The sequence below is a fragment of the Ruegeria sp. HU-ET01832 genome, assembly GCF_040371315.1.
Taxonomy (GTDB): Bacteria; Pseudomonadota; Alphaproteobacteria; order Rhodobacterales; family Rhodobacteraceae; genus Ruegeria; species Ruegeria lacuscaerulensis_A.
Window position 1 is genome coordinate 24,402 of record NZ_BAABWL010000012.1, and the last position, 20,261, is coordinate 44,662.

The 20,261-nt window shown below is 56.0% G+C and carries 18 protein-coding genes; 3 read left to right on the forward strand and 15 right to left on the reverse strand.

All coding sequences use genetic code 11. The features are described from left to right. Positions 1-4: 4 nt before the first annotated feature. The 5 genes from ABWV79_RS21815 to ABWV79_RS21835 form a co-directional block, all read right to left on the reverse strand. On the reverse strand, positions 5-1,054 hold the full coding sequence (locus ABWV79_RS21815) for a YncE family protein (protein WP_353394873.1): 1,050 nt from the start codon (positions 1,052-1,054) through the stop codon (positions 5-7). A 132-nt stretch (positions 1,055-1,186) separates the two neighbouring features. Further along, positions 1,187-1,546: a hypothetical protein gene (locus ABWV79_RS21820; RefSeq protein WP_152460765.1), complete on the reverse strand. Its 360-nt coding sequence runs from the start codon at positions 1,544-1,546 to the stop codon at positions 1,187-1,189. A gap of 84 nt (positions 1,547-1,630) precedes the next feature. Beyond that, the gene (locus ABWV79_RS21825; RefSeq protein WP_353394875.1) at positions 1,631-1,999 is read right to left on the reverse strand and encodes a hypothetical protein; all 369 of its coding nucleotides are present in this window, start codon (positions 1,997-1,999) and stop codon (positions 1,631-1,633) included. After that, entirely contained in the window at positions 1,996-2,718 is a 723-nt protein-coding gene (locus ABWV79_RS21830; RefSeq protein WP_353394877.1) for a TVP38/TMEM64 family protein, read from the reverse strand. The genes ABWV79_RS21825 and ABWV79_RS21830 overlap by 4 nt, the downstream gene beginning before the upstream one ends. A 251-nt stretch (positions 2,719-2,969) precedes the next feature. Beyond that, positions 2,970-3,512 (reverse strand): EF-hand domain-containing protein, encoded by a 543-nt coding sequence (locus ABWV79_RS21835; RefSeq protein WP_353394879.1) that lies wholly within the window; start codon positions 3,510-3,512, stop codon positions 2,970-2,972. A 172-nt stretch (positions 3,513-3,684) separates the two neighbouring features. Here ABWV79_RS21835 and ABWV79_RS21840 point away from each other — a divergent pair, with 172 nt between their 5' ends. Further along, positions 3,685-4,410: a response regulator gene (locus ABWV79_RS21840; protein WP_353394881.1), complete on the forward strand. Its 726-nt coding sequence runs from the start codon at positions 3,685-3,687 to the stop codon at positions 4,408-4,410. Continuing rightward, positions 4,407-5,804: an ATP-binding protein gene (locus ABWV79_RS21845; RefSeq protein ID WP_353394883.1), complete on the forward strand. Its 1,398-nt coding sequence runs from the start codon at positions 4,407-4,409 to the stop codon at positions 5,802-5,804. The genes ABWV79_RS21840 and ABWV79_RS21845 overlap by 4 nt, the downstream gene beginning before the upstream one ends. Before the next feature lie 73 nt (positions 5,805-5,877). Here the strand turns inward: ABWV79_RS21845 and ABWV79_RS21850 are convergent, their stop codons facing one another. From ABWV79_RS21850 to ABWV79_RS21875, 6 genes are all read right to left on the reverse strand, one after another. Further along, positions 5,878-6,498 (reverse strand): class I SAM-dependent methyltransferase, encoded by a 621-nt coding sequence (locus ABWV79_RS21850; RefSeq protein ID WP_271951091.1) that lies wholly within the window; start codon positions 6,496-6,498, stop codon positions 5,878-5,880. A gap of 566 nt (positions 6,499-7,064) precedes the next feature. Then, positions 7,065-7,406 (reverse strand): copper-binding protein, encoded by a 342-nt coding sequence (locus tag ABWV79_RS21855; protein ID WP_353394885.1) that lies wholly within the window; start codon positions 7,404-7,406, stop codon positions 7,065-7,067. Between the two features lie 29 nt (positions 7,407-7,435). After that, positions 7,436-10,615: an efflux RND transporter permease subunit gene (locus ABWV79_RS21860; RefSeq protein ID WP_353394886.1), complete on the reverse strand. Its 3,180-nt coding sequence runs from the start codon at positions 10,613-10,615 to the stop codon at positions 7,436-7,438. Further along, positions 10,612-12,807 (reverse strand): efflux RND transporter periplasmic adaptor subunit, encoded by a 2,196-nt coding sequence (locus ABWV79_RS21865; RefSeq protein ID WP_353394888.1) that lies wholly within the window; start codon positions 12,805-12,807, stop codon positions 10,612-10,614. The genes ABWV79_RS21860 and ABWV79_RS21865 overlap by 4 nt, the downstream gene beginning before the upstream one ends. 617 nt (positions 12,808-13,424) lie before the next feature. After that, positions 13,425-13,811, reverse strand: a complete 387-nt coding sequence (gene cueR / locus ABWV79_RS21870; protein ID WP_152460772.1) for a Cu(I)-responsive transcriptional regulator — start codon at positions 13,809-13,811, stop codon at positions 13,425-13,427. Between the two features lie 15 nt (positions 13,812-13,826). Further along, positions 13,827-16,337, reverse strand: coding sequence for a heavy metal translocating P-type ATPase (locus ABWV79_RS21875; RefSeq protein ID WP_353394890.1), 2,511 nt, complete (start codon positions 16,335-16,337; stop codon positions 13,827-13,829). Positions 16,338-16,510: 173 nt separating this feature from the next. Here ABWV79_RS21875 and ABWV79_RS21880 point away from each other — a divergent pair, with 173 nt between their 5' ends. Beyond that, on the forward strand, positions 16,511-16,708 hold the full coding sequence (locus ABWV79_RS21880) for a heavy-metal-associated domain-containing protein (RefSeq protein WP_353394892.1): 198 nt from the start codon (positions 16,511-16,513) through the stop codon (positions 16,706-16,708). A gap of 36 nt (positions 16,709-16,744) precedes the next feature. Here the strand turns inward: ABWV79_RS21880 and ABWV79_RS21885 are convergent, their stop codons facing one another. Genes ABWV79_RS21885 through ABWV79_RS21900 form a run of 4 tightly spaced genes read right to left on the reverse strand, consistent with a single transcriptional unit; the run spans position 16,745 to position 20,257 of the window. Then, the gene (locus ABWV79_RS21885) at positions 16,745-17,473 is read right to left on the reverse strand and encodes a DsbA family protein (protein ID WP_502949875.1); all 729 of its coding nucleotides are present in this window, start codon (positions 17,471-17,473) and stop codon (positions 16,745-16,747) included. A 1-nt stretch (position 17,474) separates the two neighbouring features. Continuing rightward, positions 17,475-17,948, reverse strand: a complete 474-nt coding sequence (locus tag ABWV79_RS21890; protein WP_271951073.1) for a c-type cytochrome — start codon at positions 17,946-17,948, stop codon at positions 17,475-17,477. Next, positions 17,948-19,318, reverse strand: a complete 1,371-nt coding sequence (locus tag ABWV79_RS21895) for a multicopper oxidase family protein (RefSeq protein ID WP_353394894.1) — start codon at positions 19,316-19,318, stop codon at positions 17,948-17,950. Before ABWV79_RS21895 ends, ABWV79_RS21890 begins: the two co-directional genes overlap by 1 nt. Before the next feature lie 39 nt (positions 19,319-19,357). Next, on the reverse strand, positions 19,358-20,257 hold the full coding sequence (locus ABWV79_RS21900; protein WP_353394896.1) for a c-type cytochrome: 900 nt from the start codon (positions 20,255-20,257) through the stop codon (positions 19,358-19,360). Between the last annotated feature and the right edge of the window lie 4 nt (positions 20,258-20,261).

A 20,261-nucleotide genomic window follows, 5' to 3' on the forward strand; every position in this document is an offset into this window, starting at 1 on the left:
TCCTTCAGGGCAGAACAACCATCTGGTGGCCCTCACCCAGTATCGGCACTTCGGTAATAGCCGTCAGGCTGACTTGATCGACGATCCAGACCTTCGGTTCGGTTCGGCTTGATACCATCACTTTGCCTGAGTTCGGTATGGTCGTCAGGTGATAAGGTGCCGGTGACAGGTTGGTCGAGCGCTGTTTGCCCGTAGCAAGATCAATCGACAACAACCGGTCGGTGCCTTTGGCGGCCACGAACAGTACGCCCTCGCGGTCGGACAGGCCGATCCCGTGCAACTCGCCTCCAATGTCATAGGTTTCGGTGACAGAACCGCTGGCAAGATCTACGCGGAAGGCCTTGCCACCATCACTGTCGGCTACGAAGGCGGCGCTGCCGGTGGCGTTAAGTACAAGATGCTCAGGGCCTTCGCCGACGGGGATGTTGCGTACGACGAAGCCTTTGACGACATCCACTTCGCTAAGTGTACCATTGCCGGTATTGGTGACATAGACCCTGTCGCCGTCAGGCGCGAATACCGCATAGTTGGGCATTGGACCGGTTGCTACGAAACCAAGGAAGCTGAGCTTATCGAGATCGACGATCGAAATACCGTCACCGCCCGGATGGGTCGCCACCGCGAACCGCCCATCGGGCGACACCGCAGTGTGATGCACCGCACCTGGAACCTCGATCTGGCGGACGACCTCGCGTGTTTCCGCATCAAGGATCGTCAGCAGGCTCCGCCCCTTGTCTTTGGGCAACGCAGTGACATCGCGCTTAGCGTGGTGCGCAGCGTGTTCATCCTCGGACATACCTTCGGGTTTTGGTGGCGTTGTGGCCTCGGTTTCTGCGTAGCTGCCCGCGACCAGGTACTTAAAGCCGGGCGCGCCGGCCAGCCCATGGACCGCCACGAGCCTCGGCAGCCGCTCGACGGTCTTGCCGGTTTCGGAGTCGATCACCAGAACCGAGTCCGCGCTGCCTTCGGGAATGAACACTGTTGCCGCCAGCGTGAGCGAAGGCGCAGTCAAAGCTGCGACGGACAGGCCTGCGGCCAGATTGAACAGGGTCATTTGGGTTTCCTTTCGTCAACTGAAACGCGCGCATTGGCGGGCACGTGCAGAAAAATCCGGTAGATGACGGCCATCAGGAAGGGCGTCAAAAACAGGGTCAGAGCGATGGCCTTCATGGCTTTGTCCTTTCAATCAGTTGAGTTTTGTGCGAGCCGCAAAGACATTGAACAGTCCGCCGAACAGCAACGCGGCGTACCAGCCGTAGAGAAACGCCCATAACAGTCCCAACAGGAATGAGGGCAGGCTGAGCCAAGTCATTCCGGGCATCAGGCCGATCCAAGCCCGGTACATGGCAAAACTTGGAAAGATCAGGTCAAAGGCCACGCACAGCAGGTAGGTTGCGGCCAGAAACAGGCTGAGCGCCCAGCCAAGGGTTGTCACCGGAACACCGGGATGATGTTCTTGTGTCCCCATCACACAGGGGCCACAGGTCAGGCGCAACAGTGCGAATAGCACCACGCCCGTGACGAAAAAGTACAGAATGGTAAGCATGGTAAGTGTCCTGAACTGAGTTGGGCCGCAATCAACGGCTTGGGCAAGACCCCGGAGCGATTCCGGGGCCATTGCCGGTCACGTTCAGGACAGGTTTGGCGGATGTGGTAGTGGTGCGACCGGCAGGCTTGCGCGTGGCCGGAACCGTTCTGGCGCCACGGGCGTAGCAATACGCATCGAGAGCAATTCAGGTGCCGCCATAACTGCCATCGCATAACAGCCCGGGTGCACTGAGCAGTCTAATTCTTCTGATGGATGAGACGCGGGATACCCACCGCTGTCATCGATAACGAGCTCGGCCTGGGTGGCGGCCTTCGCGATGTCATGCCCGGCATGGGACGGCACAACAGAGATCAGCATCGAAACCACCAATGCACAGATCAACAGGACCTGCAGCCGGCCCATGGCTCGGCCCGTCCGTGTCGCAGTTGATATCCATTGTGCGCGGATCACTTAGGGTTTCCTCCATTCTCCAACAGTTTAGGACCGCTTGGATCGGTCGCATTGATCTGGCTCAATTCGTGGTCTGAAGAGCCAACGGGCATCTTGCGTTTCCAAGCCAACCAAATAAGTGGCGCCCCCGTCAACAGCCCAAGCCCGATAACCGCAAGGCTGGTGCCGCCTGTCGCGGTTTCGGTAATCTGGCTGCCCAGATGGGCCAAAACGAAACTGGCCGGCAAGAGTCCAGCCAAGGTGGCCAGTGCGAACCGCCAAAATTGAAGTCGGGTCAGACCAGCGGCATAGCTGACCATATCAAAAGAAACGAAAGGCATCAGGCGGCTGGTGAACACGGTCAACATCAGGGCATTCTGCGATCCAAGCAACCCCATGTCCAGCTTGTCGCCGAACCACCGGCGCAGCGCGTCGCGCCCCAACCAACGGGCTATCAGGAACGCCAGCAGCGCCCCCAACTCCGCCCCGATAGCAACCAATGCGGTTCCCAGCCCATGCCCATATGCCACCCCGGCAGCGACAGCGATCGGAGCGCTGGGGATTGGGCTGGCAACCACTGCGGCTGTCATGAAGCCGATGATGACAACGGGTCCGAACGGGCCGGCCCAATCCACCCACGCAGTAATGACTTCGCGCGATAGTCCTGCGTCCAACGCGCCAGACAGCCACAACCAGATGGTGGCGATCAGCAACGCGATCAAAACCGCGATGAAAACCAAACGGCAATTGCTGTGCAGGCCCTCCAGCTTTCGTTCCTCCTATGACATAGCCCTCCACCCCTAAACGGGAGTGACGGATTCCGAGGTCACTTAGCGATGTATTTGACCAGTGCCACGATCGCCAGAACGATCAACACTGCGATCAGCAACATCCAGATCATGCCAAACCCCATTCCAGCGCCATAGCCCATCATCGCTTTGTTCCTCAGTGGTTTGTGCCGAGTGCGATGACCCGGCTACACGGTTGCGTTTCAGTTGTTGGTTTCAGAAGCCTTTGTCACAGGTTTCGAGGCCTTCATGCCGTGTTTCGGTGACATCGTCTTTGCGCCTTTCTCGATTTCCCCTGTGGTCACAACGCCATCGCCATTGGCATCAAGATGCTGAAATCGGTCCACCATGGTTTCGCGGATCATCCCGGAATGCAGCGCTTCGAACTCATCAATCGACAGGTTGCCATCTCCATTGACGTCATGCGCCTGCATCCGGGCCTTCAGACCTTCGGCGATCTCAGATTCGCTCGGGCGACCGTCCTCGTCCATGTCCAGAACCGCCAGCCAGTTGCCGCCCATCATACCCTTGCCATGCATACCACCCATCATCTGGCCATGCATTTTCATCATCATTTGCATCATGCCTGCGTGATCGCCCTTCATGCCGCCGGGCGCACCCTGCATCATGCCGCTCTGATGGTCCTGCATCTGCGCGCTGCTGCCATGCTGACCGGCGGCAAGCGCGGGCAGCGCCATCAAAGTCGCGGCAATGGCTCCAGCGGCCAGCGTGAAGGTACGTTTCATGACTTCCACCTCTCGGGTTTTTGTTTCTACACAAAGCATATGGCCGCCCTCGGTCGCGCCACCACCCCCCTGCTCAACCCGGTTTGTATCGTTGTGTCGCAGCCCGCCCAACTGATACAAAGGGATACAAAAAAGCCGGGATTTGTACCGCGCCGGGGCTTATCATTGCGCCATGACCGAAGCACCACATATCTTGATTGTCGACGACCACCGCGAAATCCGTGATGCTGTCAGCCGTTATCTGGAAAAGAATGGGTTGCGCGCCAGTACCGCGCGCGACGCAACCGAGATGGACGCGCGACTGGCGGCCGGTCGGATTGACCTTATCGTGCTCGACATCATGATGCCGGGCGAAGACGGATTGTCGGTCTGCCGCCGCCTGTCCGCGGCGGGTGGCCCGCCGATCCTGATGCTGACAGCCCTTAGCGAGGACACCGACCGTATCGTGGGTTTAGAGATCGGCGCCGATGACTACCTGCCCAAACCATTCAACCCACGTGAATTGCTGGCCCGGATCAAGGCGATCCTGCGGCGTTCCGAAACCACCGTCCCCCCGGCTGGCGATCTGAGCGGCAAACGGATCGCCTTTGGAAGCTGGGTTCTGGATGCCGACAGTCGCACCTTGATATCCGCCGAAGGGACCGAGGAAAGTCTGACCTCAGCCGATATCCGGCTGCTGGCCGTTTTCCTGCAGCGGCCCCGCAAACTCCTGTCACGCGACGAACTGCTGGATTTGACCGCCGGCCGCAGCCCGCACTTGTTCGACCGTACGATCGACAACCAGGTCAGCCGCTTGCGCCGCAAGATCGAAGCTGACCCAACGCGACCGAAACTCATCACCACTGTACGCGGTGGCGGTTATTGCCTGTCGGCCGACGTACGCGAGCTTACCGGATGAAAGCCTTTGCCCAAAGCCTGCGCGGTCAGCTAATCCTTTTGATCATCGCGGCGCTGGCTGCGGCGCAACTGGTCAGCCTGTGGCTGTTCGTCGACGAACGCTCGATGGCAGTGCACATGGCTCTTGGCCAGGAAACTGCCGGACGCGCCGCAAACATCGCGCGGCTGCTCGAAGAAACTCCACCTGATATGCATGACGCGATCCTGCGGGCTGCAAGCTCTCCGCTTGTGCGTTTCAGCCTTACAGATACGCCAGCGATCGACCACACCGAACACAACGCCGGAGGGGCGGTCGAAAACACCATCCGAAGAATTCTGCCGGGCTATGAAAACCGTCCCATTATGGTCGAGTTGCATGAGTTCTCGGCCGATACGCTGCCGGTCGAGGGCTCTCCGTCTACGATGGCTGAAATGCACATGGCAATGATGCGTGATCACGTTTCCGCAAATGAAATGCGGCTATCGATCGCTCTGACGACGGATCAATGGCTCAACGTTGATACCCGGTTCCACAACCCGCCATTGCAGTGGCCTTGGCAATCCTTTGTCAGCTTCGGTTTCACCGCAACTCTGATCCTGGGTGCAAGCATTTGGTTCCTGCTGACACGTCTGACGGGCCCTTTGCGCCGCCTTTCTCTGGCTGCAGATCAGTTCGGCCGCGGTGAAGAGGTGCAGGAGGTGACGGTTACCGGACCGACCGAGGTGCAAGATTTAACGCAGGCATTCAACCGTATGCGTGACCGGCTGACTCGCTATGTTGCCGATCGGACCAGACTATTAGGTGCATTGGGTCACGATTTGCGGTCGCCACTGACGGGACTGCGGGTTCGCGCCGAACTGGTGGAGGAAGAGGAGACCCGTGACCATCTGATCGAGACCATCGAGGAAATGCAGGAGATGGTGGACTCCACCCTGTCATTTGCCAAGGGCGTAGCCACGCGCGAACCTTCCAGTACCGTCCCAATTGGTGAATACGTAACCAAAACGACCGAAGACATTGTGCAAGCCGGCAACGCGGTTGAGGTATCGGTAGCAGACAATCCGGCCGTCACGCTTCGGCCGATGCTGATGAAGCGAGCTCTGCGCAATATCATTGAAAACGCCTGCCGGTATGGTGCCCGGGCCAACGTCTCGGTCATGCAAGAGGGGAATGAGGCAAAAATATTGATCCAGGATCAGGGCCCCGGCATCCCCGAGCATATGCTTGATGCGGTATTCGACCCATTCGTGCGGCTTGAAACATCCCGCTCGCGAGAGACTGGCGGAACCGGCTTGGGGCTGTCGATCGCACGTACGATCATCCAGTCGCACGGTGGCACGATAGAATTGCTAAACAGGGAAACTGGCGGCTTGTGCGCTAAGGTGGTTCTGCCAGTTTTTGAGGGCCAAACGTAACTTGTGAACACAATAGGCACGTTCCGAAAGCTTATTGGAAGCCCACCACTTTGGGCCAGCTTCAGGTGTGGGCTCAACCGCAGCGTCGGAGAACACTGAACTGGAAAGACTGGCTTTCCCCCCAAGGGGTTTGGTGCAGGTGATGGCGATGCGCGACGAGTTCAAAGTGGTCCTCGAAAAGCATGGCGATATCGCTCGGACTATAGCGGGCGACCGGGAGACCACTGCAAGTCTCCGGCCCATCAAGTGCAAACGTAGCAATGATCGCATGGCCGCCAATTTTTACCCCTCTCTTCACTCTTTCCAGATAGGCCGCGCGTTGCGATGTATCCACGAGAAAGTGAAAAACCGCCCTATCATGCCAGACGTCATATCTGCGATCGGGGACCCAAGAAGTTATATCTGCGGAAATCCAAGTGACTGTTTCAGCGGCGCGCCCCAACCTTTCCCGGGCCGTGTCCAACGCGACCTGCGATAGATCGAGAACTGTCACGTCATGGAGCCCCTTCGCAAGCAACGCTCCAGCAAGACGAGATGTACCCCCGCCAATGTCGATGACGGATGAAGGCTTAGACACTCTGATCAACTCGATGAGTTCAAGCGATATCTCTGGATCATCCTCGTGCCAACTCAATTGGGTGTCAAACTTCTCGCCATAGACATCGTCCCAGTGCTCTCTTGTGTTAGCCGTCATGTCGTATCGTTTTCCCAAGTCGTCGCCCTGGAGATATCCTCATTTTGACCGCTCCGCGCTGCGTTTTCGACTGGAGCAAAAACCAACAAGGCAACGCCCCAGACAATTCGATGTTGGTTCGTTGAATGGCCGTGTGAAGTCATCTCGGCGACAATGTAGTATACACATTCCAATTGTGAAATGTTTTAGGTGAGATTTGCTTGTCGGTCAGATTTCCACTGGGCTGCGCAAGCAGCTCCAGAATTTAGCGCAAGTTTAACTGCAGTGGCGCGGGGCGGAGATACCGAAGCGTTGGCAGTTTGTGTACTGCTTGCCTGGATTGCTCTGTTCTTTCAGAATAGCCGGAAGATTTTCTGAGCTTTGGAGCTTCAATCAGTCAACGAATTGCTTAAAGCGCCTTTAACCGACAATGGACTGATAACTTATGAGCAGAGCCACAGATCGTTGAAATACGATTTGGTTCTTGAGTGGCTCCTACTCCATTTCTCTTAGTTCATAGAATTTCCTACAGTCCTTGAAACGGCGAACAATCACATCATTGGTGAATAGCTGCCGCATCAACAGACTCAGTTTTTCATGATCGCGCCGATCGCATACATACCACCATCGCTTTTGACCAACATCAGTGTGACTTCGTCACCGGCGCTAATCTCACCCATCATCTGGGCATTCTCAAGAAGCTGCAAATCCATCGTCATCGCGGGCCACCCGATCTCGGGGATCGGATCATGGCTGACGTTAGCGGTTTCGTCGCCAATTGAGTTCACTAAAGCTTTTGCGTGAACCGCCCCTTCCATCTGTTCGGAAGACATGGACATGTTGGAATGGTCCATGCCCTGGTTCGTTTGCGCGAAGCTGGTTGTCGTAGACACGGCCAATAGGGCCAGAATCGCAGTCAAAGTTCTCATCAGATGCTCCTGTTTCAAGGTTGTGGGTATTATTCTGCCGGAAGCGCAGGGGGCACTTCCTGGATCGTGTGGGAGATCTCTCGGTTCACGCGATTGAGCGCGAGCCGTTTCCAAATCACGAATATTGCGGGAATGACGAAAAGCGTAAGAAGGGTCGCTGTCACCATGCCCCCAATCATCGGCGCAGCGATCCGCTGCATGATTTCAGAGCCTGTACCGGTGCCGTACATGATGGGTATCAATGCTGCAAAGATCGTGGCTACAGTCATTACCTTGGGCCGAACCCGAAGAACGGCTCCTTCGAACACCGCGTCTTCGATATCGTCACGTATCAGCTTTCGCTGTTCCGATTGCGCCAGCCCTCGACGTTTCTCCCAAGCAAGATTGAGGTACAGCAACATGACAATCGCTGTTTCCACCGCAACTCCCGCCAGCGCGATGAAACCCACGAGTACAGCTATCGAAATATCGAAGTTAAGATACCACAGGAACCAAACCCCACCTGCCAATGCGACCGGGAGCGCTGCAAGAATTATCCCGACCTCAATCACCCGATTGAACGCCAAGAAAAGCATTAGCGTGATGATTAGCAGGGTTGCAGGGGCAACGATCGTCAGCCTGTCCTGCATTCTCTCTATGTACTCATACTGCCCCGACCAAGTCAGCGAATAACCTGGAGGCAGGTCGACCTTTTCTGCAACCACCTCTTGTGCTTCGGCCACATAGCCGCCCAGATCGCGCCCCGCGATGTCGATGAACACGAACCCGGTTCGTCGAGCGTTCTCTGATCGTATCATTCCCGGCCCGTCAACTATTCGAATATCGGCGAGAGCGGACAGTGGAACATGAGCACCCGACGGCGTGACGACAGGAAGATTTTCGAGCCGTTCCGGGCTGTCTCGCCATGCTTGAGGGTACCGTAGGTTTATCGGAAACCTCTCCAGCCCCTCCACAGATTCCGACACTTGCATACCGCCAATTGCGGTCTGAACTACGTCCTGAACTTCTCGAACACTCATCATGTATCGGGAGGCGGCATCTCGTTTGACGTCGATTTCGATGAAACGCCCGCCAACAGGTCGCTCTGCGTAGGCGGAAGCCGTTCCATCAATATCAGCGACCGCACGCTCTACTTCGATCCCTATATCTGTAATGACCTCCAAGTCGGTGCCGGATATTTTGACACCGACAGGAGTACGGATACCTGTCGCAAGCATATCGATGCGGTTCTTGATAGGTTGGATCCAAACATTTGTAACGCCCGGAACCTGAACGATACGATCGAGCTCATTCCGGATTTTCTCCATTGTCATGCCGGGGCGCCATTCTTCTTCCGGCTTGAGTTGGATTGTGGTCTCCACCATCGTTAGAGGTGCTGGATCGGTTGCAGTCTCCGCACGCCCAACTTTACCGTGAACAGTTTCGACTTCAGGCACGGTCGCGATCAGGCGGTTGGTCTGCTGCAGTACCTCACGGGCTTTTCCCGTCGAGATCCCGGGGTAGAAGCTCGGCATGTAGAGAAAATCACCTTCGTTCAACTCGGGCATGAATTCAGAGCCAATTCTCTGGTACGGGTACCACATGGACGTCACCAGAACGCCGGCCAACAGTGTTGTTGCCCATGGCCAGGCAATTGCCGCGTCCAGAAATGGGCGGTACACGAACACAACCAAGCGATTTAGCGGATTTTTTCGCTCCGGTAGAATACGCCCCCTTACAAAGTAACCCATCAAAACCGGAACCAGCGTTATCGAAAGGATGGCGGCTGCAGCCATGGCGTAGGTCTTGGTATAAGCGAGTGGCGAGAAGAGCCTACCTTCCTGATTTTCCAGAACGAAAACAGGCAAAAAACTAACCGTGATAATCGCCAGAGAATAAAAAAGGGCTGGTCCCACCTCAGAAGCGCACTCTTGCACAATCCGCCATCGGTTCTCTGCTGTGAGCTTTTCTTTTTCCAACCGCCTGTGCATCGCCTCGATCATCACAATCGATGCGTCGACCATCGCACCAATAGCGATGGCTATGCCGCCGAGCGACATGATGTTTGCGTTTACTCCTTGCGCCTTCATCAGAATAAATGCGGCAAAGATTCCCAGAGGGAGCGACAGAAGAATTACGAGGGATGACCGCAGATGAAGTAGAAAAGCCGCGCACACAAGAACAACGACGATGAATTCCTGCGTCAATTTCTTCTGGAGGTTATCGATAGCGCGCTCAATCACACCAGATCGGTCGTAGGTCGTTATGATTTCGACCCCTTCCGGCAGGTTTGAACGCAACTCTTCTATGCGCGCTTCCACCGCTTTGATCGTCTCTAATGCGTTCCCACCCCATCGCAGGATGACCACTCCGCCAACCGCGTCTCCTTGCCCGTCGAGCTCCCCGACACCACGGCGCATTTCAGGCCCCAGGCGGATTTCAGCAACGTCTCCAAGCGTTAGAGCGGCGCCGCGCTCGTTGACCATCAATGGCGCGCTTGCAAGGTCTGACAATTCGTCAATGTAGCCAGAGGACCTGACCATGAATTCGGCTTCACCCATCTCAATGACGCTACCGCCCGTCTCGCGGTTGGCCGCCTGAATAGCCGTCCTCAGTTGCGCAAGTGTTATGTCATAGGCACGTAGTTTGTTTGGGTCGACGACGACCTGGTACTGTTTGACCATTCCACCGATGGTGGCGACTTCTGAGACGCCTTCCACGGCTTGTAATTCGTATTTCAGAAACCAATCCTGCAGAGTCCTGAGCTGAGCCAGATCATGATTTCCGGTTCTGTCAACCAGCGCGTACTGATAAATCCACCCGACCCCTGTCGCATCGGGGCCAAGTTGTGGTGACACGCCTTCAGGCAAGCTGCCGGTAATCTGGCCCAAATATTCAAGCACACGCGACCGCGCCCAGTAGAGGTCCGTCCCGTCCTCAAAGACGACGTATACAAAGCTGTCTCCAAAGAACGAGAACCCGCGAACGTCTTTTGCACCGGGTACGGCCAATAGGGCTGTCGCAAGTGGATATGTGATTTGGTTTTCGACAACTTGAGGTGCTTGCCCGGGATATGGCGTGCGAACAATTACCTGGACATCCGAAAGATCCGGGATTGCATCAACCGGCGTCTCACGAATGGCCCAAATACCCGCAACTCCTATCATGAATGCGAGGGCCAAGATGACGAACCTGTTGGCGAGAGAAGAACGAATGATGGCCGTGATCACTGCGTAACACTCCCATCAAGCGCGACCTCTAACAGCGTCATCGAAAAGTCGGGATTGCGGCGAAGGATCAAAGAAACATCAATCCCTACAGGCAAGTTAGAAACATCAATCCCCTCCGCAACTGGGAAATCCATGGTCATGCCCGGCATGCCGATCTCGACCATTGGACCGTGTGTTACGTTCGCGGTACGCGCGTTCGGGTCGATACTGTTAATCCGGCCAGAAACCTGAAGCGGCGGTGCAATAGGCGTTGCCGCAGCCAACACCATTGTCATGCCATCTGCACGCGCGAAAGTCAGAGTCATTTCAGAACCGACTTCGAGCATGTTTGAGTCCAATGTTGGCTCTATTGGGAAATCCATGGTCATGCCCGGCATCCCGATCTCAGTCATCGGCCCGTGAGTGATGGTTGCAGTTCCTGCCTCAGCATTAACGAGGTTGATCGTGCCGGTGACTACAATCGGTGGAGCAGAAGTCGTGATGGTTTCTTCGGGTTCAACTGAATCCGTCGGCGGCGAGCCCTCTTCGCGAACTGCAACAATCGAGAACATCCCCCCTTCTCCCTCAGCCAGATCAAACTCAATTGGCATGTCGATTGGCACGGTAGTGAGATCTACTCCCACAACAGGCAAATCCATTGTCATGGCGGGCCAACCGAGCTCGGGGATCGGTCCGTGCTCGAGCGTCAATTTGCCGTCAGAAGTGACGGCGCGCGCGATTCCGGCTCCAGTTCCGGCAATACCATCGTCTGGTGCAAGCTCCATCAGGCTCAGAAGCCCATCCGCACCCCGCGCGATCACGAAAGCAACTGCGTCGCCAGCATTCAAACGGTCGAGCGACACACCAGACCTCACCGGAAACTGCGAAGTCATTGCAGGCCAATCGAGGCTTTCGAGAACATCGTGACGAACAGTTGCCATACGATTTTCGGCATCGAGTGAAACCAGGGTACCTGCCCCGCGTGCTGGTTCGGTATCCGTTGGTGCCATACGCATGAAGCCCGCGCTCAAAGCACTTTCACTGTCGATTAGAAACTGTGCGGATGCGACAACTTCCTCGCCGGGTTCAAGCCCTTGTAGAACTTCTGTTCGTCCCCCCTCGCCGAAACTGTCTCGAAGACCTGTAGTCACCAGTCTCGGGCGAAAGGTACCATCGCCTGTTTTCAAGATGACGCGTTCCGCCGAACCAGTACGAATTAGCGCCTCTGATGGAACAGTGAGAACATTCCGGCTTTCATCCGGTATAAGGCTAACACTGCCAAACATGCCCGGCCGCAGCACGCCGTCGGTGTTATCGAAACTCAGTCTGACGGGAAGAGTTCGGGTTTGCGGATCAAGCTCAGGGTAAACATAGTCGATTTCGCCCTCGAAGGTGCGACCGGGTAGGTGCTCGAACCTTGCTATTGCGCGCATGTCTTCCGACAAACGTGCAATATCTCGTTCGAAAACATCGACGATCAGCCATACTTCGGAAAGATCGGTGACCGAAAACGCAAGCGTACCTGGCTGCAGGTACATTCCATCGGCGGCATTCAGCGCTATGACAACACCGTTTTGAGGCGCTTCGATTTCCACATTTCGAACCAACTCACCGCCTGCCTCGATCTCTGCAACCTGACGTGCGGACATACCGTGGCTGACCAACTTATTGCGCGCCGCGTCCAAAATACGCGGGTCACCAGCTTCGACTGCACGTACAAGATCGCCGGTTGCAGCTGCGATCAGCGGTGAAAAGAGTTCGAATAGAACTTGCCCCTTCTCAACGCGATCACCGACCGCGCGAACTTTCAGTTGCTCAATCCAACCTTCAACGCGTGTATGAACGTGATTGGTCAGGTGTTCGTCAAAGCCGACGAAACCCACCGTCTCGATACGAGGCTCGATATCCGTCATGCGTGCAACTGCGGTTCGCACGCCAATTGCGTTGATTTCTGCAGCGCTCAGGGTGACTTCTTCAGGGTCGCCGGTAGGTTCCTGCCCAGAATAAACCGGGATCAAGTCCATACCCATCGGCGATTTTCCAGGTCCGGGCTGCCGAAAATTCGGATCCATCGGTGCTACCCAATAAAGGACCTCTGGTTCGTTCGATTGGCCCTGATCAATTGGATTCAGGTACAGTCTTTCAAGAATGACACCTCCACCCAGGCCAAACGCCAAGGCAAGTACTGATAGTGCCGCATATCTTCCACGCATAATAATCTCCCGACGGTCGCAATGAATGCTGGAACCGAAACAACATGAATGCCCGCGCTTGCGGGCCTGAGGATGTCAGGAGATTTGAGGAGGACGATCGGGAGTCAGAGGTCCCTGAGACAGATGGGTGTCCGAATCCATGTTTCGGTTTTGCTGCCCGAAAGCTGTAGCCAACACAGCAACACTCACTTGGGTAGGATATTCACCAACGCAGCAGATGCCGGAATGACATTCTCCGCTGTGATTTACGTGGCTATCCGTGTGAATTTGGCCAGTCGTCGGATGCAAACCGCTATGGTCGTGTTTGAAGTCTGATGACTTTGCAGCCATTGAAACGCCGTGAGGCTCAGAGGTGTTACTGTTTTTGACGTCACTGCTCGCGACCACAACAGTGCCGACGAAGGTCATCGCCAAGCAGACGCATGTCAGAAACGTCATTCGCAACACTGAGAAAAACTTCCACTCCATCCCGTGCAGTTAGGACGAACTTAACGCGTGTTCAAGCCAGTCGGAGAAAAAAACAGGTGAGTTGGTGCGCTGCATCGAAATGAAGCTGATTCCCGCGAATACACCTAACAAACTGCCAAAATAGGAGGCAGTTCATACGATGAGCGCATCTAAGTTTGGCCGAGGTTCTTCAGGATCGGGCAGTCAGGGCGGTGGTCGCCAGCACATTCGTCGATCAGATGAGACAATGTAGCATGCATGGCCTTCAGGTCCGCGATCTTGGCATCTATTTCTTTTAGGTTCTGTTTGGCGATATCCTTCACGTCCGCGCTTGCGCGCTCTTTGTCCTCGTACAACGCCAATAGCGAGCGGCAATCTTCAATGGTAAAGCCCAATGAGCGGGCCCGCCCGATGAAGGCCAGTTTGTGCAATTCCTTTTCATCGAAATGGCGATACCCGTTCAGGCTGCGCCTGGGTTTGATGAATCCGATATCCTCGTAATAGCGGATGGTTTTGGCAGGCAGACCCGAACGTTCTGCTACATCTCCGATATTCACAGCGGTTCTCCTATTCTATTCAGCAGGCGCTGATCGCAGCGCCTGCTCTTCATTCTGCGAGATCTGTTCTCGCCCAACTTTGATCGACTTAACCCAGCGCAACCGCAGCGCGTTGGTCAGGACAAATACACTGGACAGCGCCATGGCACCTGCAGCCAGAACCGGCGACAGCAACGGGCCGCCAAACGGATAGAGCACCCCCGCTGCAACCGGTATGAGCAGCGTGTTGTAGCTGAAAGCCCAGAACAGGTTTTGGCGGATGTTACGCATGGTGCGCTGACTAATATCGAAAGCGTTAACCACGCCTGTCAGGTCACCTGACATCAAAACGACGTCAGCCGCCTCGATGGCGATGTCAGTGCCTGTCCCGATCGCAATTCCTACGTCAGCCGCCGCCAGAGCGGGGGCATCATTGATGCCATCACCCACAAAGGCCAGTTTTCCGCCATTTGAGCGCAGATCTTGCAACGCGGATACTTTACCCTCGGGCAGAACCTCGGCCACGACATGATCGATGCCAAGCTGCGCCGCGATGGATTTGGCTGTAGCGGTATTGTCGCCGGTAATCATCGCTACTTTCAGCCCCAGTCCGTGCAAAGCTTCAATTGTGTCTGGCGTGGTGGTCTTGATTGGGTCCGCCACAGCGATTACGGCCGCGATAACCCCGTCTACGGCAGCATAAAGTGGAGTCTTTCCGTTGATTGCCAGTTCAGCGCCCCGATCAGACAGCGCGCCCATTTCAACCCCTTCGCGACTCATCAGGCGGTCGGCCCCGATCAAGATTGTATGGCCTTCGACTGAAGCGCTTACCCCGTAACCGGTGATCGACGTGAAGTCTTCTGGCTTCGAAAGCTCCAGACCACGGGTTTCAGCCGCGCGCACGATGGCCGTGGCGATCGGATGTTCGGATGTGACCTCAACGGCAGCCACAAGGCGCAGAACCTCATCCTCGGCCAATCCTTCGGCCACAATAAGGTCGGTCAGCTCCGGACGCCCTTCGGTCAAGGTCCCCGTCTTGTCCACTGCAACAACGGTGGTTTCCTGCAGCATTTGCAAGGCGTCGCCCTTTCGGAAAAGGACACCCATCTCGGCCGCGCGGCCGGTGCCGACCATGATTGAGGTGGGTGTGGCCAACCCCATGGCGCAGGGGCAAGCAATGATCAGTACCGCAACCCCGGCTACCAACGCCAAGCTGAGCGCGGGATCGGGTCCGAACAACATCCAAATCAGCACAGTCATTACGGCCACAGCGATCACTACAGGCACGAACCACAGCGTGATGCGGTCAACCAAGCCTTGAATCGGAAGCTTGGCACCCTGTGCTTGTTCGACCATTTGAATGATCTGGGCCAACATAGTGTCTGCGCCGATTTTTTCAGCCCGGTACGTCAATGCGCCCGTGCCATTGACTGTTCCGCCGACCACAGTTGCGCCCTCGGTCTTTTCGGCAGGAACCGGCTCGCCGGTGATCATGCTTTCATCGACATATGACGCGCCGGTCACTACGGCACCATCCACCGCGATTTTTTCGCCCGGTCGAACGTGCACAATATCCCCTACAACGATCTGCTCGATCGGTAGCTCAACAACCGATCCGTCGCGCTCAACTCGCGCTGTTTTTGCCTGCAGACCGACCAATTTTCGGATCGCTTCACCAGTTCGCCCCTTGGCGCGCGCCTCGAGGAACCGCCCCAGCAATATGAGAACCACGATCACCGCTGCGGCCTCGTAGTAGACGTTTGCGGTGCCGGCGGGAAGAACACCCGGCGCAAAGGTGGAAACAAGCGAGAACCCATAAGCCGCCGAAGTGCCCAGGGCCACCAGAGAGTTCATGTCCGGCGCGCCTTTGAACAAGGAAGGGAATCCCTTGGTGTAGAACTGCAAACCAGGGCCAAAAAGAACGATCGTGGTCAGAAGGAATTGCAGGTAATAGCTGTTCTGGATGCCGATCGTGCTCGCTATCAGGTGGTGCATGCCCGGAATTACATGCGAGCCCATTTCAAGGATAAAGACCGGCAAAGCGAGCAAGGCGGCAAAGCTTGTTCGCCGGGCCAATTGGCGAATCTCTTTGGCTTTGCGGCCTTGTGGTTCGGTCTGCGTCGCGGATCGCAGGCTCGCCGGATAGCCAGCAGATGCCGCAAGCGCCGCGATGGCTTCGGGTGTTGTGACTCCCTCAGCATAACGTACAGTTGCACTTTCGGTGGCCAGATTGACCGACGCGGACAAGACGCCATCATCTGCTTGCAATGCCCGTTCAACGCGCCCCACGCACGATGCGCAGGACATGTTCTGAATATCCAGCGTTACCTCTTCCGTCCGTGCCGGATATCCGGCGCTGTTTAACGCATCAGCAATGGCCGCTTTATCGGCTGGATCGCGGAAATCGACCTGAACGCTTTCGCTGGCGAGATTAACCGAAGCGGCATCTACCCCTGGCACATCTTTCAACGCGCGCTCGACGCGCCCTACGCAAGAAGCACAGCTCATACCCTGAACTTGAAACCGTGCATGTGAAATTTCAGTCATATTGTCACCACAAATGTTCTGCTGACAGGCAACATAAGGGTTCCAGCAAGTGGAAGGTCAAGGGATGGGGTTGACTTTCTTTTCCGCTAATTTTGGCGATCCAATTTTCACGACTTGACCTTCCTGTGCTGGAATACTTTAGCCGGGACAACGGAAAACAGGAGCAAACATCCATGACGACCCTAAATATCCCGGATATGAGCTGCGGGCACTGCAAGTCAGCTATCGAAAAAGCCGTTGCCACGGTGGATTCCTCCGCACAGTTGGACTTTGACATGGAAAACCGCAGGGTACGTGCCTTAAGCGCCAATCCACTTGATCATATCCTTGCTGCTCTGAAGTCCGAGGGATACGAAGCCACGGTCGCATGAGAAACTTAGGGGCGCACATTCAGTCGCCCCTTGGTTTTATCTTGCGTCTCTGACTGCCTCGATTAGCCGGGTCATTTCATCTTCAACGATCAGCCCCGGGGCAAGAGCATCTCCAATCACAAACGAGGGGGTGCCACTGAAGCCAAGCTGTCGGGCCAATTCCATGGACACCTGAATATGTGCGTCGACTTCCGGCGCCTCCATATCTGCGCGCAATTGATCCTCGTCCAGGCCGAGTTCACGGACAACTTTCAGTACACTGGCCTCAGTGGCACGACCGTCCAGAGCCATAAGCGCCCAATGAAATTCTTCATATTTTCCCTGATTACGTGAGGCAAGCGCGGCGCGTGCCGCGAAGTCGGAACCTTCTCCGAGTATGGGCCATTCTCGATAGACAACTCGTACATCGGAATCGCCTGCGATTACGTTTTTCACAACCGGGGCAGCGCGTTTGCAATATGGGCAGTTGTAGTCAAAAAACTCGACCACGGTTACATCGCCTTCCGGGTTTCCGATGACAGGCGCATTCGGATCCTGTTCCAGCAATTCACGCTGATTTTCCAAGACGCTTCCAATTGCTTCGGCTTTTGCCTGATTCTCGCGCTGTTGAAGCAGTTGAATCGCCTGCATGATGATCTCAGGGTTTTCCAAAATGGCTTCCAGAGCCAGCCGTTTCACATCGGAGTCAGACAGCTCGTCGGCGCGTGCCATAGGAACGCCAATCGACATGGCAATGGCGATTAAGCCTGCAAATATTCGTTTCACATCAGTTTCCTTCCGTTTGTTCTGCCTCGGTGCGCTGCTCTTGCAGCTTGCGTTCCCGATCCGGCCAACTCTCCTTGATGAAGGCGAGGATGTCCCAGATTTCCTGATCCGACAGAGTTTCTCCGAAACCCGGCATGCCGCTTTTGACGTCAGCGACACCCATCTGTTTTAGCGTTTGGTCCCCGCCAAGCTTTGTATAATCGAACAACAGCTTGTCGCTGTGATGCCAAGTGTGCCCTGTTCGGTCATGCGGGGGTGCCAGTAGTACGCCATCTGCACCGGGTGTTTGCCAATCCGGCTGACCCTCCAAATCTGCCCCGTGGCATGACGCGCAGTTTTCGGCGTACAAAACTGCACCACGTGCCGAATCCGCCGATGAACTGTTCTGCGCACGCCCACCCAGGCCCCAGCCAGCGACCGCGACAATGATCACCACAGCAGCCAGTGACACCCATTTCGCGGCGCTCTTGTTCATCACGCCACGCTCAGCCAGGTCTTCATACCAGCGGCCTGATGCGACAGCATGTGGCAATGAAACAGCCAGTCCCCCGGGTTATCCGCAACGAACGCAATCTCCCGCGTTTCTATCCGGTCAACCAGGATTGTGTCCCGCAGCGGCCCCAGGCTGCCGTTCGGCAGAACTTCCTGGAAGTGCGTCCCGTGCAAGTGCATAGCGTGCGGAAAGACGGTTTCGTTCTGCATCTGAATCCGGACTATGTCGCCACGCGAAACGGCAGCAAGCGGGTTTTCAGGTAACCCGGCGACACCGTTGAATGTCCAGATCTGCCCTTCCTGAACCAATTCATTGGTGCTCATGACTTGGCCGTTATAAGTGCCTTGACGCAGTCCGCCCATCGCCCCGCCTTCCATCACCAATAGAACAGTCAAAGCGTCAGAAACATCTTCGAGAAAAGAAGCAGGGTTGGGTGGCAGGGCTGCGATCACACCGCGGTTAGCAGATGTGCCGCTTCCCGAAACCGGAATCTCAGCGATGACAAACGATTCATCGCGTTCGTGAAGAGTTATTTGAACGGCTTCGTTCGATTCCGCTGTGACATCAACAATTAAGTCTGCTCGCTGTGCAGGCCCGAAAACAAGGGTTTCAAAATCCTCTGGCTGCCTTACCGGCATGCCATCATAAGCGACCAGTTTCCCGTTTGCGCCACCTACTGAGACATACATGATCCGATCAGTTGCCACGTTGACCATTCGAAGTCGCAAACGTTGGTTCGTCAAAACTTCTGTCATGGGCGATATGTGCGCGTGAACGTAGTTTCCCATTCGGCCTGCATGCGTCCAGTCATGCATCGCGCCGAAATCATCGACGATTTGGGCGTCCTGACCCAACCTCCAGTCATCCAGCAGGATCGTAATGTCATGATCCGTGTCCGGCGGGTCCATTTCGTCGACGATGAACGCGCCGTAAAGGCCCCTGGCCACTTGTTCCGTTGACTGGTTATGAGAGTGGTACCAGAAGGTTCCTGCATCCTTCAGAGGCAAGTCATACTGAAACTCGCCGCTTGTTGGTACAGCCTCCTGTGTAAGACCCGGCACCCCATCCATGTTGTTTGGAACCCGCAGTCCATGCCAATGGATTGCCGTAGGCTGAGGCAGTGAGTTCAGGAGTGTCCGGCGAACCGTTTCGCCCTGCCGGGCACGAATTTCGGGGCCCGGAACACCGCCATCATATCCCCATATCTCGGTTTCAGGATAGCTGTCGGGGGCAACACGTGCCAATCCTGAACGCGCCTCGATTATTCGGGGGGCGGTAGCCGCCCTACCGATAGTCGGCACTGCGATTAGTGCCGACGTGCCTGCAACGAATTGCCTGCGATTGAGCTTCATGAGGACTTCCCTCCAAAGAAAATTTGATCTCTCACTCGATTATCCCCCGTCGTGCACATCCAGCAGATAAGTCGCCATTGCCTTCCGGTCTTCGTCTGTCAGAAAGCTGGTGCCATAGTTTACGACCTCTCCCATGGCGCCGCCGAAGACATCGCCATCAGGCATGACGCCGGTGCGCAACGCGTAGGCCAAATCATCTACCGTCCAACCACGCTTTTGCAGGGTCTCAAAGTCGATGGCCGGTGCCTTGTCACCGCCCGGCAGGGAGTCACTTCCTTTGAAGTGTTCCGTGTCCGAATTTCTTGCGCCAGCCAGGTTCCTCCCGGTGTGGCAGGCCGCACAATGCGTGGCACCTTCGACCAGTAGCCGACCCCGGTTCCACACTTCGTCATTGCCCGGCACGGGATCAGTGCGAGGTGGTTCCAGAAAAGCCGCGCGCCACAGCTTCAGGCCCCATCTCTGATTGAAGGGGAACGCCATTTCCTGCTCTTTTGACGGTTCCGCTACCGGTGCAACCGTTTGCCAGGCGGCCCAGAGATCAGCGATGTCCTGATCAGTGAAGTTGGCATAGAACGGATAAGGAAAGGCCGGGTAATAGGGTTCTCCGTCAGGCGACACACCCTGACGCACCGCGCGGGCAAATTCCTCGACCGTCCAATCACCGACCCCGTGGTCAGGATCTGTGGTCAGGTTCGGTGAATAGAGCGTGCCGAACGGGGTATCCAACTCCACCCCACCGGCCAAGGGCGCGCCCCCTTTGGCAAAATCTGTGTGGCAAGCGATACAGCCACTTGCCCTTGCCAGATAAGCCCCGCGGTTAACGTCACCCTGAATGTCGATAGCTTGTAAGGGCTGGCCAATTGGCCAAGCCATCACGGCAACAAGTCCCGCTGACGCCGTTACGGCGGCAGCAAGGCCCAATCGGAATATCGGTCTCATGACG

Coding starts and splice junctions, on each gene's coding strand:
- ABWV79_RS21815 (WP_353394873.1), bottom strand. CDS start 1,054: ATGACCCTGTTCAATCTGGCCGCAGGCCTGTCCGTCGCAGCTTTGACT.
- ABWV79_RS21820 (WP_152460765.1), bottom strand. CDS start 1,546: ATGCTTACCATTCTGTACTTTTTCGTCACGGGCGTGGTGCTATTCGCA.
- ABWV79_RS21835 (WP_353394879.1), bottom strand. CDS start 3,512: ATGAAACGTACCTTCACGCTGGCCGCTGGAGCCATTGCCGCGACTTTG.
- ABWV79_RS21840 (WP_353394881.1), top strand. CDS start 3,685: ATGACCGAAGCACCACATATCTTGATTGTCGACGACCACCGCGAAATC.
- ABWV79_RS21845 (WP_353394883.1), top strand. CDS start 4,407: ATGAAAGCCTTTGCCCAAAGCCTGCGCGGTCAGCTAATCCTTTTGATC.
- ABWV79_RS21850 (WP_271951091.1), bottom strand. CDS start 6,498: ATGACGGCTAACACAAGAGAGCACTGGGACGATGTCTATGGCGAGAAG.
- ABWV79_RS21855 (WP_353394885.1), bottom strand. CDS start 7,406: ATGAGAACTTTGACTGCGATTCTGGCCCTATTGGCCGTGTCTACGACA.
- ABWV79_RS21865 (WP_353394888.1), bottom strand. CDS start 12,807: ATGCGTGGAAGATATGCGGCACTATCAGTACTTGCCTTGGCGTTTGGC.
- ABWV79_RS21875 (WP_353394890.1), bottom strand. CDS start 16,337: ATGACTGAAATTTCACATGCACGGTTTCAAGTTCAGGGTATGAGCTGT.
- ABWV79_RS21880 (WP_353394892.1), top strand. CDS start 16,511: ATGACGACCCTAAATATCCCGGATATGAGCTGCGGGCACTGCAAGTCA.
- ABWV79_RS21890 (WP_271951073.1), bottom strand. CDS start 17,948: ATGAACAAGAGCGCCGCGAAATGGGTGTCACTGGCTGCTGTGGTGATC.
- ABWV79_RS21895 (WP_353394894.1), bottom strand. CDS start 19,318: ATGAAGCTCAATCGCAGGCAATTCGTTGCAGGCACGTCGGCACTAATC.
- ABWV79_RS21900 (WP_353394896.1), bottom strand. CDS start 20,257: ATGAGACCGATATTCCGATTGGGCCTTGCTGCCGCCGTAACGGCGTCA.